This window comes from Emticicia sp., from assembly GCF_049241225.1.
GTDB lineage: Bacteria > Bacteroidota > Bacteroidia > Cytophagales > Spirosomataceae > Emticicia.
In genome coordinates, this window is sequence record NZ_JBMLRC010000438.1 from 21,524 (window position 1) to 37,893 (window position 16,370).

Consider the following 16,370-nt stretch of genomic DNA (forward strand, 5'->3'; position numbering starts at 1 on the left):
CGAGTAAGTCATTATCAATATCATCACGCAAACCAACAACCATCGCACTCGCAACGCCATATTCGTTGGGCGTTTGAATTCGAGCTTTAAAAACGCTATCGGCATATTGATTGGCTTTATAGGAAAACTCCAAAATTTTAGAAGGTGCTTCGTGACCAATTTTGATATATTCTTGTCCCCACAAAAAATGGTGAGCATAAACGCCTTTGTTTTGTAAAAAACGTCGGTAATCAAACTCTTCGGGATTTTTCGGTGCTTCTACCTCACGAGGCATATCTTTTATCAAAAAAACATCGCCATATTGTGGTTTTTCCGATTCTTGTAGGTTGAAATAAAGGAGTGTTTTACCCGTAGAATTTTGCCATTTACCATCAACTTTTATGGCGTTTATTTCTGCTTCAACTTTGTAGGTTTTGGGTTTTGTTTCAGCATTTGAAATAATAACAGCTTGATAATGAGTAAACTGTGGCAAATTAGTATAATGTCTTGACTGATTGATAGCGGTTTTCTGATAAGTAAGCAACCAACCAGCCAAGAAGATTATAAGCATGAGTGTTGTTCCACGCAGAATAGGTTTTTGCGTAAAAATTGAAGCGATGAAAACAATCAATAAACAGCCAATCAAGTAATAGATATTTGTTGGAGAAAATGGCAAAGTAGTATCTTCCGACTGCATGAACAAAAAAGCAGTTATCCCCAAAATAAAAAACAGCAAGTATCTGACTACTGGAAAAGCGGTGAATTTCATTTCTTGATTAATTTATCGAGTAACCAATTTTGTATAACTTCATTTTCTTCGGGAAAAGTCCAATGACCTGTTTCTTGGTATAATTTTAATTCTTTTGGCGAAGAAATCGAATTATACGCAGCCCACATTGAAGTAGGTGGACAAGTTTCGTCATTGAATCCCATCGAATAAATACACGGAACTTTAAGGTTTTTGGCAAAATTTACCACATCATAATAGGCCGCAGTTTTGATTTTAGCTTCGGTATTATGGTGCGGATTGTTTTTATCAAAAATATGTGGCCAACCGCCCGCACGGCCTTTCAGATAACCAACCATGTCGGACATTGCTGGGTAAGTCGGAGCCGCCCATTTTACACGAGAATCAAGAGCAGCCGTAATAATCGACAAAGCCCCGCCTTGACTTCCGCCAGCTACGGCCAAATTTGTGCCATCAAATTGTGGTAAACTTACCAAAAAATCATTGGCACGCACACAACCCATAAATACTTTTTTATAATAATATTGGTCACGATTATCTAAATTATAAGCCCAATAACCACTAAGTGCGGCCGCTCCCAAGTCGGTATAAACGCCCAAATCCATCGTCACGGGAATTCCGTGAATGCCAATTTCTAAAGTTATTATTCCTTTTTCGGCAGTTCTGACATCACCCGCATACGGACGCACGCCCGCACCTGGCACACGCAACAAGGCTGGATATTTTCCTTCTTTTTTCGGTACACACAAAATGCCATATAAGCGAGTTGTGCCACCTTCTTTATAATTTTGAAGGTTGAGGTGATAAACATTCACAGTTTCGGTGCATCGTTCGGGAAGCAAAGTCATTTTTGCATCCATCGGTACTTTGGCGAGATTTGCCTTTGCTTTGTTCCAAAATTCATTAAAATCACTTGGCATTTCTACTGCTGGTTGAATCTTTTCGGGTTCAAAAGCGGCCGTTGCCAGATTTCGGTATTCTTTTCCATCAACTTTGGCTATGACCGTACAACGCAAAAAGCCCGAAGTTGTCATTGTTCCACCATCAAGTTTTATCACGCCGTCTTTTAAAACTGCACTATCTTTCTTTGTTTCAAACTTTTCTGGCCCGATTTGGTAAGTAATTTTGGTGTTTTTTAAAGGATTTCCCCATTTCAGAATAGTTACTGAGAAAGTTACTTTTTCGCCAATTTTATAAGTCCAATCATCGTGGTCAGGTGCAACCATTACTTTTATCATTTGTGTAGCAGGTTGGGCAAAAGCCAAACTACTGACAAGCAAAAAGGAGAGAATATAAACGAGTTTTTTCATTGAAAATATGATTTTAGGGTTGAATATTTTTGTAGTACAAGTCTCCAGACTTGTTTAATTATTTTACTAAATATGGTCTAATAATTTTTGTCCATGCCTCATATCCTGCGGGTTTCATGTGCAAGCCATCGCCCACGAAATAATCACCATTGATACTGCCATTCGGGCGATACATCGCAGGGCGAATATCAATGTACGTAAAGTTTTTATGTTTTTTGATATAATCTTCAATCATGGCATCAGCTTTGGCTACTTTCGGCCAATCGGTTTTTCTTGAAATCGAAGGCTTCATCGAAATATAGTAAACTTTCGTTTTTGGGAGTCGATTTTGAATCAAAGTAGCCAATTCGGCAAAATTATCGAATACTTGCTCAGAAGTTCGTTGAGGTTTTCCGATAAAAAGGTCATTTTCGCAGTACAGTACAATGGTTTTTGGTTTATACGGCACGAGCATTCGTTCGGCATAATAAGTCATTTCGGGAAAAGTAGCCGCCCCAAAACCATGATTAATGACCGAAAGCGGAGAAAAATCTTCTTTCAATGTTTTCCAAAGTCTGATACTCGAACTTCCGTAGAAAATGGTTTGTCCTTGCAATTTTTCTAAGCCAATTTCGGCATCTTTTTTCTCATAATTCACAATTTCACTTTCGAGTCGGTCGATTTTATAATCAACTTCATCAGGCGGTGCAATGGGTGTATGTGTTAAAGTGCGTTGGCAAGCAACGATGGCAAATAATAGAGCAATGGGGAATAGTAAATGTCTTTTTGTCATACTTTTGGAGAAGGTTGAATAATGATTTATCAAAAATAGTAAATAAAGATTTGAAAAATTTTGCAAAGCCATCAAATCTGAAAGTTGCCAAATATCTGTAAATCTCGCAAATCTTTTTAATCAAGGCTAAAAACCTTAGCTTTGTGCATTAAAAATAGACATAATGAACCAAAACATCGACAAACTTTATAAGATAGCCCAAAAAGAAGAACGTTTGATAATTGGCTTAATGTCAGGCACTTCGATGGATGGACTTGACGTGGCACTATGCAAATTTCGAGGCAGTGGCGGAGATACCGAAGTAAGCATCGTAGCCTTTGAAACCGTCGGTTTTGATGAAGATATTAAGGATGAAATCAGAAAGGTTTTTGCTAAATCAACCATAGAGTTTCAACAACTCTGCGTGCTGAACCCTTGGATTGGGAATCTTCACGCAGAAATCATTAATGATTGTTTGAAAAAATGGAATATTTCTGCCAATAATGTGGACCTAATCGCCAGTCATGGACAAACAGTTTTTCATGCTCCAAAAATCCTTCATGGACTCGAAAAATTCCCGAACGCAACGCTCCAAATTGGTGATGGCGACCATATTGCCGTAAAAACAGGTATCATCACGTTTTCAGATTTTCGTCAAAAACATTGTGCAGCAGGCGGAGAAGGAGCTCCACTGGCAGTTTACGGTGACTACTTGATTTTTTCAAAACGTGACGAAAACAGAATTTTGTTGAACATGGGAGGAATCGCCAATTTTACGTATTTAGCAGGAAATTTGGATGCAAACGAAGTTTTTGCGACAGATACAGGCCCAGGCAATACATTGATTGATGCGTATGTGAAAAAACATTTTGGCTTACCTTACGATGAAGATGCAAAGATTGCAAAAACAGGAACAGTAAATCAAGACTTACTTACGGCACTGAAAAGTAATGATTTCTTCTCAAAACCTCTTCCAAAAACAACTGGCCCCGAATTATTCAATCTTCAATATCTGAAAAACGCTCAAGAGAAAAGCCAAACACTTGAACTTTCGCACGAAGATATTTTGGCAACTTTATGCCGTTTTTCAGCCGAAACCATTGCTGAGGCAATTTTACAGTTTCTAAAAAACTCCCCTTTAGGGCAGGCTGGGGGTATCTACGGAAGTGGCGGAGGTGTCCATAACCCTCTAATTATGAGCAATTTACGAGAACTTTTACCAAATTTCGATTTTCAAAAAACCGATGATTTAGGTATTTCGGGCGATGCTAAAGAGGCGGTTTTGTTCGCAACTCTTGCCAATGAAGCCATTGCGGGTGGGAGAACAGATTTTGGTTCACGTAAAGGTGTTCCGAGCGTTAGCATGGGTAAAATTTCATTTCCTAACTGATTTTTACCAAATTTGTATAATATTTTAAGCGAAACATCAGTCTATTTCGTTAGAATTGAAAATAGCCTGAGTAAAATTTCACAATAATGTTCTCAAAAATGATAATCAAAAGATACACCATCCTTTTAGGTATGCTGTGTATTTTTTCTTTTAAAGCTTTCTCTCAAATTGCCATTTCGCACCCCGTTGAGCGAATGATATTTCAGCGTAATAATTCAAATCAAGCTCAGATAAATATTGCTGGCACCTATTATTCTGCCATCGACAGGATTGATGCGAGAGTAGTAGCACAACAAGGCGGCACAACCACCGCTTGGACAACTATACAAACCAATCCGAGTAATGGGTATTTTTATGGTACACTTGCTGCAGCTGGCGGTTGGTATAGTTTAGAAGTAAGAGCTTACAAAAACAATGTATTAGTTGATACCAAAACTCTCCAAAAAGTTGGTGTGGGTGAAGTTTTTGCCATTGCTGGGCAATCTAATGCTCAAGGTGGTGCGGGAGTAAGTACTCCTGCTACCGACGATAGAGTAAATTCAATTAATTATAGTGACAATCTCACTGATTATAACAGATTACCCATTGGTTTCTCAAAAATGCTTGGTGATTCGGGGAAGATTGGACCTTTTCACTATGTTCCTTGGGCATGGGGGAAGTTGGGTGATTTATTAGCAAGTAGATTAGGGGTTCCAATTTTATTTTATGGAGCAGGTCATGGTGGAACATCAAGTGAAAACTGGAGCAAATCTGCTCAAGGCTTGCCTTATAACGGAGAAAGCTGGAAACGCCAAGATTTAGGGGCCCCTTATCGTGCATTAGAAAATAGTGTGGCTTATTATGGCAGCCTCACCGGACTTCGTGGTGTGCTGTGGCATCAGGGAGAAAGCGACCCTGAAACTTTTTTTGTACCATATTATGAAAATATAAGAAATGTAATCTACAAAACTCGTGAAAATACAGAACACAATAGTTTAGCGTGGGTAGTTGCAAGGGCATCAAGAAATCCAAATCCCCATGAAGGGCCAATTATTGGTCAAAATACACTTATATCTGGTTTCAATAGTAGTTATCCTGCGGTGTCTGATGTTTTTGCTGGTCCAAATACAGATAATATTAATGGCCCGACAAACAGAACAGATGGTATTCACTTTGATACATACGCCGGGCAGATTGAATTTGCCAATGCCTGGGATGCGAGTTTGGATAGTACATTCTTTAGTAATTCAACACCAATGATGGCTTCTCCCCTACTTGCCGTTTCATTGACTTGTAATTCTAATACTCCTTCTACACCTATTTCATTGAATGTAGCATCTGGTTACAGTAAATATGCGTGGTCGAGTAGGCAAAATACTGTTTCAGAGTCGATAGGCTTTAATTACAGCGGTTGTTGTCAATACACTAATATTCCGCCAGCTGGCTATGAAAATCTTAATTGGCGAACACTGGATAGTGTTGCGACTATTAATGTTTCAGCGGCAAGAATAGCTGCGAATGTTAGAAAAACTTCAAAAAAAGTGCTTTTTAGTCCTGTTATTGATTTGACGAGCTTTGCATTAGCAACCAATCCAACTTTTACGACTTCGGCTACACAAGTAAGACCTAACGAAAATCTAACACTTACAGGAGCCAACTGTAATGGAAGTTATGTTTGGTCAACGGGTGCGAACGTAAATCCGCTTACTTTTGCTCCTGCTGCAACGGCAGCCTATACGGTTCAGTGTAAAACTTTACATTGCATAAGTTCTGCTTCTTCGCCACAATCTATTATTGTTTCTTCTTGTTTCCCGAATAGTTTATCTTTGAATGGCTCGGTGAATGCGGCCGAGTCTGCTTATGCGAGTAAACAATCAATTCAGAGTAATCAGATTATACAGCTTAGCGGAAAGATTGATTATAACGCCAAAACTAAAGTAGAACTCTTACCAGGTTTTGAAGCAAAATCTGGAGCAGTTTTTAAGGCTTTTATTTTGGGGTGTGACTGATAAGAGTCCATGGTCGATAGACGGTGAGTCAATAGAAAAGGCAACAAAAAAGGAGTTTTTCGCATGAAAAACTCCTTTTTGTTGCTAAATATATCAGAAACTTACGCCGAATTTCTGCTGGCGTTGATATTTCCAAACAACGAGCGAGTGACCATTTTTTCGTAAACTAATCGAGTTGTTTCGTCGGTTGTTTCTTCAATTTTCTGTAAGGCATATTGCTGAATCGTGAGTAGTGGTAATACAATATGCTCACGATAATCTATCGAAAGTTTGCCAAGTGGCTCGCTTTCCATCAAAACTTTCTGACCCGAAACCAAAAGCATATTTTTTACCGTCAAGAGATATTCTTCGTAGAGAATCTTCCAAAAATCGCCATATTCTGGGTCATTTTTCATGTAGTTGGTCAGTGGAAAATAAGTTTTGGTCAAAGCCATCATGCTATTTTCCATTAAGGTCTTGAAATATAACGAACTTTGGTAAAGCGATTTCAAATCTTCTAAGCGACCTTCTTCAATAACTTTTTGTAAAGCCGAACCAAAACCAAAATACCCCGGTACATTTTGCTTTAACTGGCTCCACGAACCCACGAACGGAATCGCACGGAGGTCAGAAAGTGTCAATTTTTTACCTGAACTGCGTTTACTTGGGCGGCTACCGATATTTGTCAAACCATAGTATTTGAGCGGACTCTTGTTTTCGAGATACGACACAAACTGTGGATGTTCTTTCAATTCAAAATATTTTCTTACACCTTCTTCACCCAACTCATCAATCAGATTTCGTTCTTTTTTATCAATAATCGACCTATCATCTTGGAAAACATCGTTGATAATTCCTGCCGAAATCAGTTGCTCAAAATTATACATCGCTTGAGCTCTTGAGCCGTACATCGAAGTAATAGTTTGCCCTTGAATCGTAATCTGAATTTCGTTATTGGCAATTGTCGGGCCTTGCGACGCATAGAATTGATGCGTTTTTCCACCGCCACGTGCGGGTGGGCCTCCACGACCATCAAAAAACACGACATCAATTTGATTCTTTTTCGATACTCTCGAAAGTTTCTCTTTTGCTTGGTAAATTTCCCAGTTTGCTTTTACGTAACCACCATCTTTTGTGCCATCAGAGAAACCGAGCATAATAGCTTGATAATTCTTACGATTAGTCAAATGGCTATTATAAAACGGTAATTGATACAAAGCCGCCATCGTGGACTGTGCATTATCAAGCCCTTCGATGGTTTCAAACAATGGCATGACATCAACTTTCACATCAGCTTCTTTATAACCGCAGAATCTGAATAAGGCCAACACCTCTAACACCGAAAACATCGATGTAGAGTTACTGATAATATATCTATGGCAAGCTCTTTCACCATTTAAGGTCTGAATTTCTTGAATGGCTTTTACTGTTCTGAAAGTATCTTTCGTGAGAGCGTCTTCAAAATCATCTTCGTTGATTAAGAGTTCTTTTTCGGTCAAGAAATGAAGTTTTTCGGCGTGTGTCCATTCTGAATATGGTTTTGGTGAAATCGCATATTTCTGGCTGATTTCCTCCATTACTTTTTCGTGAATACTACTATCTTGACGAATATCCAAGCTGGCGAAATGTAAGCCGAAAAGTTTTACTTGTTGGATAAATCTATCGAAAAGGTCTAAGAAAATCGAATTATGCTTCGTGATAAGTAGTTCACGCACTTCATACAACGACGCCAATAATTCTTCAAGTGTTAGGTCGTTTTTCAGGCCATTCATGTTGGTATAGATACGATTACTGATTTGGGTCAATAATGGCATGATACCTTTGAGTGTCAGACGACGACAAACAATTTTGAAATCATTATAATAGCATTTCAAGATACTTGTGCGTAATTCTTGCGAAACTTTCTTCGAGATTTCGGCCGTTACGAACGGATTTCCGTCACGGTCGCCACCTGGCCAGAAGCCAAGTTCGAGAACTGGACTAAAATCTGATTCTTCGTTTTGAAGATAATTGTTGATTTTCTGATGAATCTCGCCAATTACTTGGTAGTAAACGTGGCGAAGATAGAATATAATACTTTGTGCCTCTTCGAGTGGTGTAGGTTTTTGGTCATTGATAAATGGCGTTTTACCAAGCTGCTGCAAAAGAGCATCAATGCCGTTGATATCATTTTTCGGGATTAATTCCTCCAAATCTTGAATAATACGCAAAACGCTATTCGGGTAAAATTGCGTTGGGTGTGCCGTGAAAACAACTCGAACCTTAAAGTTCTTGAGTTTTTCTTTCACTTCTTCAAGTTTGTTTTGCTGAACCGCCAAATCAAGCGTGCTTTGCAATGTACCTTTTCCGTTGAGCGGAGTAAGTTTCTCAAAAGCCGAATCTTCAATACTATCAAACAAAACTACCTGACGCTCAATGTAGGTGATGAAGCGAAACAACAGGTCGATTTTTTCTTTTTCGTCTTTGATGGAGGTGTATTGACTAAAGAAAAGATTGATGATTTCTTTGGGTTCTTTACCTTGTTCAAAACCTGCTTCTGATAAATCATGTAAAAAAGGCATCAACTGGCCAATCTTAGCCATTTTATCGTAAGGCAGCCTCGAAAAAAGCGTATTGAATACAAGATATTTGTTATGAACCTCTTGTGTAAAAACCGATTCGATTGAGTTTTTTGACATTCTTGTGCAAGTATTATGGTTTTGAATAAGCAAAATACGCAAAAACATACTGCACTTTGATGATTTAACCGAATAAAGTTTGGATTTTCTTGGAAAAATTAAAATTTTTCAAAACAAATAACAAAACCAGCAGAGTAATTTTAGAGTATTTGTACTCAGAGAGTTTTACTGCACGAAAAAATCAAAAAGCTTGACTATTCAGTACATATCCGAGTGGAAGATTTTTCAGACTGCCTACCGAAATATCGTTCAAGAATTTTTTTCGATAATTGGCGGGCGTAGTTTGTGTATATTTTTTGAAGGTCTTAATGAAATGATTGTGATTATTGAAACCGCACGAAAAACAAATATCAGCAATATTTGTCTCGATGGTTTGAAGCAATTTTTTTGCCAGTTCGATACGTTTTTGGTTGATATATTCTACTGGCGAAATACCAAACTGTTGTTTGAAACACCTATAAAAATTAGGCTCGCTCATACAAGCTTTCTCGCTCAACTCCTTGACTGATAGTGTTCGATATAAATTATCATGGATATACTTTACCGCATACGAAAGTCGATTTGTATTGATATTTTGCTGGAAGTTTTCGAGCAGAATTGTTCGGGCTTTTGTTTGCATAAGCCTGATTATCAACTCTTTCAGCACTAAATCAGCAAATACGTCTTTGGCTTTATTATTTTCGGTAAAAATATAAATTAAGTGCGAAACCAAATGATTGATACCATTATCGTTGGTCAGATAAAAGTTCGATTCTGTAAAATTCCAACCATTTTTATCATCGACAAGCGGGAAATGTTCGTTCAGTTCATCGGTTATTTTCTTTATTTGTGGCTGCGAAATGGCCAAAGCCAAGCATTGTGTGGGGTTGTCTTCTTTGGCTTCGGGGAAATCTATTTGCATGATTTCGTGACTCGGCACAATTACAGATTCGCCAGGTAGAAAATCAAACGATGGCAAATCTGTGAGGTGCATCACTTTTTTGCCTCTAATCATACTGGCCAAAACAGGATTTGTAAATTGCAAAGCAACTTTTTCGGCCGTTTTATGGGTTTCATAGATATTCAATTCAGCATTATTCAACGTATAAGCTGTTCGATTCTCAACCAAATCGACTAATTTGCGGTTTTGTTGATGGTAGCTGATATTAAAATAAGGTTCCATTGCCAAAGGTTGATAGAATAGTTCTCTTAATTTATACGATTGTTCAAACTGAAAACTAAGATATATGTTTATTTCGTATAAATATTAGAATAATTATTAGTACAATTTTAATAATAATTTTACAAAATCACGATTAATTGTTGATTAAATATTCGTTAGAAGAAAAATTAAGTAAACCAAGTAGATGATAAAATACCCAATTTATATGGATTATAACGCCACCACTCCACTCGACAAAAGAGTTTTGGAGGCAATGATACCATATCTGACCGAACACTTCGGCAATGCGGCCAGTCGCTCGCACGCCTACGGCTGGAAAGCCGCTGAGGCCGTTGATACGGCTCGTCAACAAGTGGCTGATTTATTGGGTTGTACTTCAAAAGAAATCATTTTTACGAGCGGGGCAACCGAAGCAGTTAATTTGGCTATCAAAGGTGTTTTTGAGGCATTTCGTCATAAAGGGAATCATATTGTTACAATAAAGACTGAACACAAGGCCGTTTTAGATACTTGTCAGCATTTAGAAAAAATCGGGGCAGACGTGACTTACTTAGATGTTGACTCGGAAGGCAATATTTCTTTAGAAAATCTTGAAAAATCCATCAAAAAAGAAACAATTCTGATTTCGGTCATGGCGGCGAATAACGAAACTGGCGTAATTTACCCCATCAAACAAATTGCCGAGATAGCTCATCAATACGGCATTTTGTTTCATTCCGATGCTACGCAAGCAGTAGGAAAGATTCCGATAAATGTGCTGGAAGATGAAATTGATTTACTTAACTTTTCGGGACATAAACTTTATGGACCAAAAGGCGTTGGGGCTTTATACATCAGAAAAAAACTCAATATCACTGCCCAACAAGATGGAGGTAAACACGAGCGAGGAATGCGTTCGGGAACACTCAATGTGGCAGGAATTGTAGGTTTGGGCGAAGCAGCCCAGATTTGCCAAGAAGAAATGAGCTTGGAAGTAAAAAGGCTTTCAGCATTCAGAGATAAGCTTGAAAGTAGTATTTTAAAGCAAATTCCCTCGGCAAAACTAAATGGAAATCTGCAAAACCGATTACCCAACACAACCAATATTAGCTTTGGAAAGATTGATGGTGAACAATTATTGATGAATCTCAACGAAATTGCGGTTTCAAATGGTTCGGCTTGTAATTCGGCCTCAACTGAGCCAAGTTATGTATTAATAGCAATGGGGCTTGATGATGAATCGGCTTATAGTTCAGTCAGATTTAGTTTGGGCCGAATGACCCAAGAGAGTGATATTGATTTAGCCATTAGGCACGTAGTGAGCGTCGTAGAAAAAATGAAGTAGAACAATTTTTTATATTGTTTCTGCTGAGTACAAGGAACAAGTTGAAAACTTGTTCTACAAAACAATTGAAAAAATGCCTTTTTACAGAATATACATGAAAGAAATTAAGCAAATTACGGAAGCCTATCAAAACATAGATTTTAGTAAAACCCAAGCCGCATTGGCAACAGTTGTGAGAGTTGAAGGTTCGTCTTACCGCCGTACGGGAGCCAGAATGTTAGTATTAGAGTCAGGCGAATGGATTGGCGGAATCAGTGGCGGTTGTTTAGAAGGTGATGCTTTGAAAAAAGCTCGTTTGGCGATGTCACAAAACAAAGCTACGCTTATTACTTATGATACTACCGACGACGACCCTTATCAGATTGGTGTTGGTCTCGGCTGCAATGGCATCATTGATGTGCTTATTACACCCCTCGACCCACAAAACCCTAACAATGCTGTCCGACAACTCCAAAGCTGTATCGACCAGCGTACGCCTAATTTGGTAGTTACCGTTACGGGCATCAGCAAGGCACACGAAAGTATTGCTCTTGGAAATGTATTTAGATTTGATAATGAAGCACATTTCACAGAAATCTTCCCTTTATCGCAGCTCAACGAAAGCTTAATTCCTGCTATTAAAGAAGCACTTAATACAACCAAATCAAGCTCGAAAGAATATACTCTGGAAAATGGCACAAAACTTACACTTTTTTTAGAAGTCATTCCTCCAGCTATTCAATTATATGTTTTTGGTAGCAATTATGATGTTTATCCGATGGTACGAGTGGCCAAAGAACTCGGTTGGCGAGTGATTTCGGTTTGTAATCCAGCTAAAATGCACGCTTCTCTTTCCGAAATGGCCGATGCGGTTGTTCCGAAAGACCATCAACCCGAAATCGATGATTTCACAGCGGCTATTTCGATGTGCCACGATTACGAAACCGACTACCGAAATCTGCAAATGCTATTGAAAACCAACATTAAATACATCGGACTTTTAGGCCCAAAAAAACGTACGATAAAAATGTATGACAGAATGAACGAAGAAGGCTCTTCTCTGACTCCCCAACAAGAAGAACGCATTTACAGCCCCGTTGGACTTGACATTGGTGCAGCTACTCCCGAAGAAATTGCACTTTCGGTTTGTGCCGAAATCCGTGCATTTTTCTCAGGAAGAGATGGAAATCGACTGAAATTTAGGCCAAAACCTATTTATGAAAATTAATTTTGTACTTCTCGTGAATGGTCATACTTTTGTCTGATACATTTGCTAAAATTAACCTATGACTGCTAATTTTGTTACATTTTACTTGATAATCGTACTGATCACTGGCCCTTTCTTTCAGTATCTTCCAGTAACGACTTATTTAAAATGGGACGAGGTACTGTTAGCAAAAATACTCAATCAAGCACCAACAGTTTTTTTATTAGGATACTTGCTGTTTCCCTCGAAACGCATAATTCCTCCTAAAATTTTTATTGTTTTTCTATTATCATCCATCATTCCTGAAATATATTATTACGTTATTCATCCCGATAATCAATTTTTGGTGATTGTCATTAATAATACAATTTCGTACGGCATTCTTATAGCAGCTTTTATAAAATGTCGGATCGCTTATGATAAAATTTCAACTACCGTCTGGGCTTTTGCTATCGGACTTTCTGTTTTAGTTTTTATGGGCTTTTCGATTGCAAGTTTTGAAATATACGAATATTATTTTTTTACTCGTCCCTTTACCTTTGTAATACTGATTAGTTTTATATTATTGACAGTAGCTATGATATTTTTTAGCTGCTTAACTACCAAACCATTCAAACGTACATGGTTTGAACTCACAATGGGCTCAATACTTATAGTATTAGTAGATATCTATGTGTATAACTGTTTCTTTGTCCTCAATTCTCAACCCGAATTACTTTTTACGTTTGGTAAAGTTTTAACTTCTCTCGGTTTTCTGCTTCTTGCAGATGGCTTTACACGTAGAAACTCAAAAGCCAATACCTTTATTTGCTTATAAAGAACTTCTTCTCCTTCCAAATCACTCCTATTCTCTCAGTATTTTTGATAGAATACTTACATTCTTTTATACAATTCTTCTATCAGCCTTCGCTGTTTTCTCGATATTTTTGTAAAATACAAAGAAAAAATTATCTTATTTAAAGCAACATTTAATCCTGTTTCCTCTAAAACTTAAATAATAAAATTATGGAACTTACAGGTTCGCATGTTTTACAGGCACCCGTACAAAAAATATGGGATTTAATTCTGAACCCGGAGTTTTTGGCAAAAGTTACTCCCGGTATTTCTCGTCTTGAACAAGAATCTGGCGATTTATACAAAGCCATTGCCGAAATTAAAATCGGGCCAGTTCATGGCAAATTTGAAGGTTCTGCCGAGTTGACAGACAAAGTAGAACACGAAAGTTTTGTGCTGAAAGTAACGCAAAATAGCAAAATCGGAAATGTAGAGGCCGATATTAAGATGCTCATGAAGCCTACCGAGAATAACGAAACCGAGTTGTCGTTTGATGGCGTAGCCAATATGTCGGGGCTTTTGGCTCGTACAGGAAACCGTGTGATGAGTGGCGTAGCCAATACACTTACGAAGCAATTCTTCTCAAATTTCGAGAAAGAATTACAGAATCATTAATCTTCTATTCAAATCATATAATCATTTATTTTCTATGGCAGAAACAGTTAATATTACCGTAAACGGCACTCAACACTCGAAAGAAGTGGAAGGTCGCACGTTGTTGGTACATTTCCTACGAGATACGCTCGGACTTACGGGTACACACGTAGGCTGCGACACGAGTAGTTGCGGAGCATGTACCGTACACATCGACGGAAAAGCCGTAAAATCTTGCTCAATGTTGGCCGCTCAAGCCGATGGTAAGAGTATCACAACAATCGAAGGCATGGCTAATGGCGACGAGCTTCATCCATTGCAAGAGTCGTTCCGTGAAAAACATGGCCTACAATGTGGTTTTTGCACACCAGGTATGATTATGACAGCCGCTGATTTGCTTAATCATAACCCCAACCCATCAGAAACCGAAATCAGAGAAGCTCTCGAAGGCAATATTTGCCGCTGCACTGGCTACCATAATATCGTTGAAGCCATCAAAGACGCCGCCGAAAAAATGGCTGTTCCAGCTTAGCTGTTCCTGCTTAATGGATAATGTAAAATTTATAATGGATAATTTATAGAAAAAACATAAGTGATTAGTAGAAACGCATTTACTATTTGTTTTTTTCTGCATTATTCATTTTCAATTATCAATTTTTTAATTAAAAAAACTATGAGTAATAAATATATAGGTCAGTCCGTCAAGCGGGTTGAAGATAAAAGATTCATTACGGGGCAAGGTAGATATACCGATGATATTGTACTGCCACGCATGGTACACGCCTACATTTTGCGTAGCCCTTATGCACACGCCCGCATCAAAAGCATTGATACGAGCGAAGCCTTAGCCATGAAAGGTGTGGTGGCTATTTATACAGGCAAAGACTTTGAAAATATCAACGGTGTGCCGTGTGGTTGGCAAGTCAATTTCAAAGATGGCACTACCATGCGTGAGCCAAAGCACCCACTTTTGGTTTTGGATAAAGTAAAACACGCAGGCGATGGCGTAGCGATGGTAGTGGCCGAAACCAAAGAAATTGCTGCTGATGCTGCCGAAGCAATTAATGTAAAATATGAGGTTTTGAAGGCCGTAACAAACCCCAAAGAAGCCCTTGCTCCTGGTGCTCCTCTCGTACACGACGAATACCCCGACAATGTTGCTTTTGACTGGCAAATCGGAAACGATAAAGCCGAAGTTGATGCCGCAATGGCCTCGGCTCACCATATCACAAAATTAGATTTTACGAATAATCGTGTTGTACCCAACGCCATGGAGCCTCGCAGCTACATCGGTGATTACGATACGGCCTATGACCGTTATACGCTTTATACATCTACTCAAAATCCGCACTTAATTCGCCTACTTATGTGTGCCTTTGTGCTTGGTATTCCCGAGCATAAGGTACGTGTAGTGGGGCCCGATGTTGGTGGAGGTTTCGGTAGTAAAATTTATCATTACACCGAAGAAGCTCTGGTAACTTGGGCAGCTAAGCAACTACGCCGCCCAATTAAGTGGACTTCTGACCGCTCAGAAGCATTCCTGACAGATGCTCACGGTCGTGACCACGTTTCAACCGCCGAAATGGGTTTCGATAAAGATGGACATATCGTCGGGCTTCGCATCAAAACTTACGCAAACCTTGGTGCGTACCTTTCTACGTTTGCTTCGGCAGTACCCACCTATTTGCACGGAACACTCTTGCAAGGTGTTTATACCACGCCAAAAATTCATCTCGACATGACTTGCGTATTTACGCATACCACAGCCGTAGATGCGTATCGTGGAGCGGGTCGTCCAGAGGCAACTTATTTACTCGAAAGATTAATGGATGTATCGGCTCATGAAATGGGCATTGACCCTGCCGAACTTCGTTTCAAAAACTTTATCCCTCCGTTTGATGGTGTCAATCAAGCGGGATATCAGACCCAAGTAGCCTTGCAATATGATAGTGGAAATTATCATGCCGTACTCGAAAGAGGTTTAGAAATGCTCGGCTATGCAGATTTCAAAGAAAAACAAGCCGAAGCCCGTAAAAACGGCAAACTTTTAGGCGTAGGTTTCTCGACATACATTGAGGCTTGCGGAATTGCTCCGTCGGCCGTTGTAGGGGCTTTGGGTGCAAGAGCAGGTTTGTTTGAGTCGGCACAAGTCCGTGTTCAACCCACAGGAAAAGTAAGTGTTTATACAGGCTCACACTCACACGGGCAAGGCCACGAAACCAGCTTCGCACAAGTAGTAGCCGATAAACTCGGTATTCCGTTAGCCGATGTCGAAATCATTCACGGAGACTCTGATGCCGTAGCTTTTGGTATGGGAACTTACGGTTCACGAAGCCTAGCCGTTGGTGGAAGTGCCATCGTAAAAAGTATCGAAAAAGTCCTTGAAAAAGGTGCAAAAATAGCGGCTCATAAATTAGAATGTTCGGCCGACGACCTTGATTTTGCCG

The 16,370-nt window shown here is 39.1% G+C and carries 13 protein-coding genes; 8 read left to right on the plus strand and 5 right to left on the minus strand.

Annotated elements, in window-relative coordinates:
- From ACOVO2_RS22795 to ACOVO2_RS22805, 3 genes are all read right to left on the minus strand, one after another.
- Positions 1 to 748 (minus strand): ComEC/Rec2 family competence protein (locus ACOVO2_RS22795; RefSeq protein ID WP_421772181.1); only part of this gene is annotated, 748 nt, incomplete at its 3' end.
- Entirely contained in the window at positions 745 to 2,037 is a 1,293-nt protein-coding gene (locus ACOVO2_RS22800) for an acetylxylan esterase (protein ID WP_421772182.1), read from the minus strand. The genes ACOVO2_RS22795 and ACOVO2_RS22800, both read right to left, overlap by 4 nt.
- A gap of 58 nt (positions 2,038 to 2,095) precedes the next feature.
- Positions 2,096 to 2,809 (minus strand): GDSL-type esterase/lipase family protein, encoded by a 714-nt coding sequence (locus ACOVO2_RS22805; protein WP_421772183.1) that lies wholly within the window; start codon positions 2,807 to 2,809, stop codon positions 2,096 to 2,098.
- A gap of 163 nt (positions 2,810 to 2,972) precedes the next feature.
- On the opposite strand from ACOVO2_RS22805, the gene ACOVO2_RS22810 reads away from it, so the two are divergent.
- The gene (locus tag ACOVO2_RS22810; RefSeq protein ID WP_421772184.1) at positions 2,973 to 4,178 is read left to right on the plus strand and encodes an anhydro-N-acetylmuramic acid kinase; all 1,206 of its coding nucleotides are present in this window, start codon (positions 2,973 to 2,975) and stop codon (positions 4,176 to 4,178) included.
- 98 nt (positions 4,179 to 4,276) lie between these two features.
- Positions 4,277 to 6,166 carry a 3-coathanger stack domain-containing protein gene (locus ACOVO2_RS22815; protein WP_421772185.1) on the plus strand — a complete coding sequence of 630 codons (1,890 nt, stop codon included), beginning with the start codon at positions 4,277 to 4,279 and terminating at the stop codon, positions 6,164 to 6,166.
- Between the two features lie 101 nt (positions 6,167 to 6,267).
- Here ACOVO2_RS22815 and ACOVO2_RS22820 read toward each other — a convergent pair whose 3' ends face one another.
- The gene (locus ACOVO2_RS22820; protein ID WP_421772186.1) at positions 6,268 to 8,823 is read right to left on the minus strand and encodes a phosphoenolpyruvate carboxylase; all 2,556 of its coding nucleotides are present in this window, start codon (positions 8,821 to 8,823) and stop codon (positions 6,268 to 6,270) included.
- Positions 8,824 to 9,004: 181 nt separating this feature from the next.
- Positions 9,005 to 9,985: an AraC family transcriptional regulator gene (locus tag ACOVO2_RS22825; RefSeq protein ID WP_188767135.1), complete on the minus strand. Its 981-nt coding sequence runs from the start codon at positions 9,983 to 9,985 to the stop codon at positions 9,005 to 9,007.
- Positions 9,986 to 10,190: 205 nt separating this feature from the next.
- Between ACOVO2_RS22825 and ACOVO2_RS22830 the strand changes: the two genes are divergently transcribed.
- The 6 genes from ACOVO2_RS22830 to ACOVO2_RS22855 form a co-directional block, all read left to right on the plus strand.
- Positions 10,191 to 11,309: a cysteine desulfurase family protein gene (locus ACOVO2_RS22830; protein WP_421772187.1), complete on the plus strand. Its 1,119-nt coding sequence runs from the start codon at positions 10,191 to 10,193 to the stop codon at positions 11,307 to 11,309.
- A 73-nt stretch (positions 11,310 to 11,382) separates the two neighbouring features.
- A complete protein-coding gene (locus ACOVO2_RS22835) occupies positions 11,383 to 12,516 on the plus strand; it encodes an XdhC family protein (protein WP_421772188.1) in 1,134 nt (377 codons plus the stop codon).
- 58 nt (positions 12,517 to 12,574) lie between these two features.
- Entirely contained in the window at positions 12,575 to 13,312 is a 738-nt protein-coding gene (locus ACOVO2_RS22840) for a hypothetical protein (RefSeq protein ID WP_421772189.1), read from the plus strand.
- A gap of 188 nt (positions 13,313 to 13,500) precedes the next feature.
- On the plus strand, positions 13,501 to 13,944 hold the full coding sequence (locus ACOVO2_RS22845) for a CoxG family protein (protein ID WP_188767140.1): 444 nt from the start codon (positions 13,501 to 13,503) through the stop codon (positions 13,942 to 13,944).
- A gap of 34 nt (positions 13,945 to 13,978) precedes the next feature.
- Positions 13,979 to 14,455 (plus strand): (2Fe-2S)-binding protein, encoded by a 477-nt coding sequence (locus tag ACOVO2_RS22850; RefSeq protein WP_421772190.1) that lies wholly within the window; start codon positions 13,979 to 13,981, stop codon positions 14,453 to 14,455.
- Between the two features lie 141 nt (positions 14,456 to 14,596).
- Positions 14,597 to 16,370: xanthine dehydrogenase family protein molybdopterin-binding subunit (locus ACOVO2_RS22855; protein WP_421772191.1), on the plus strand; the 1,774-nt coding region annotated here is incomplete at its 3' end.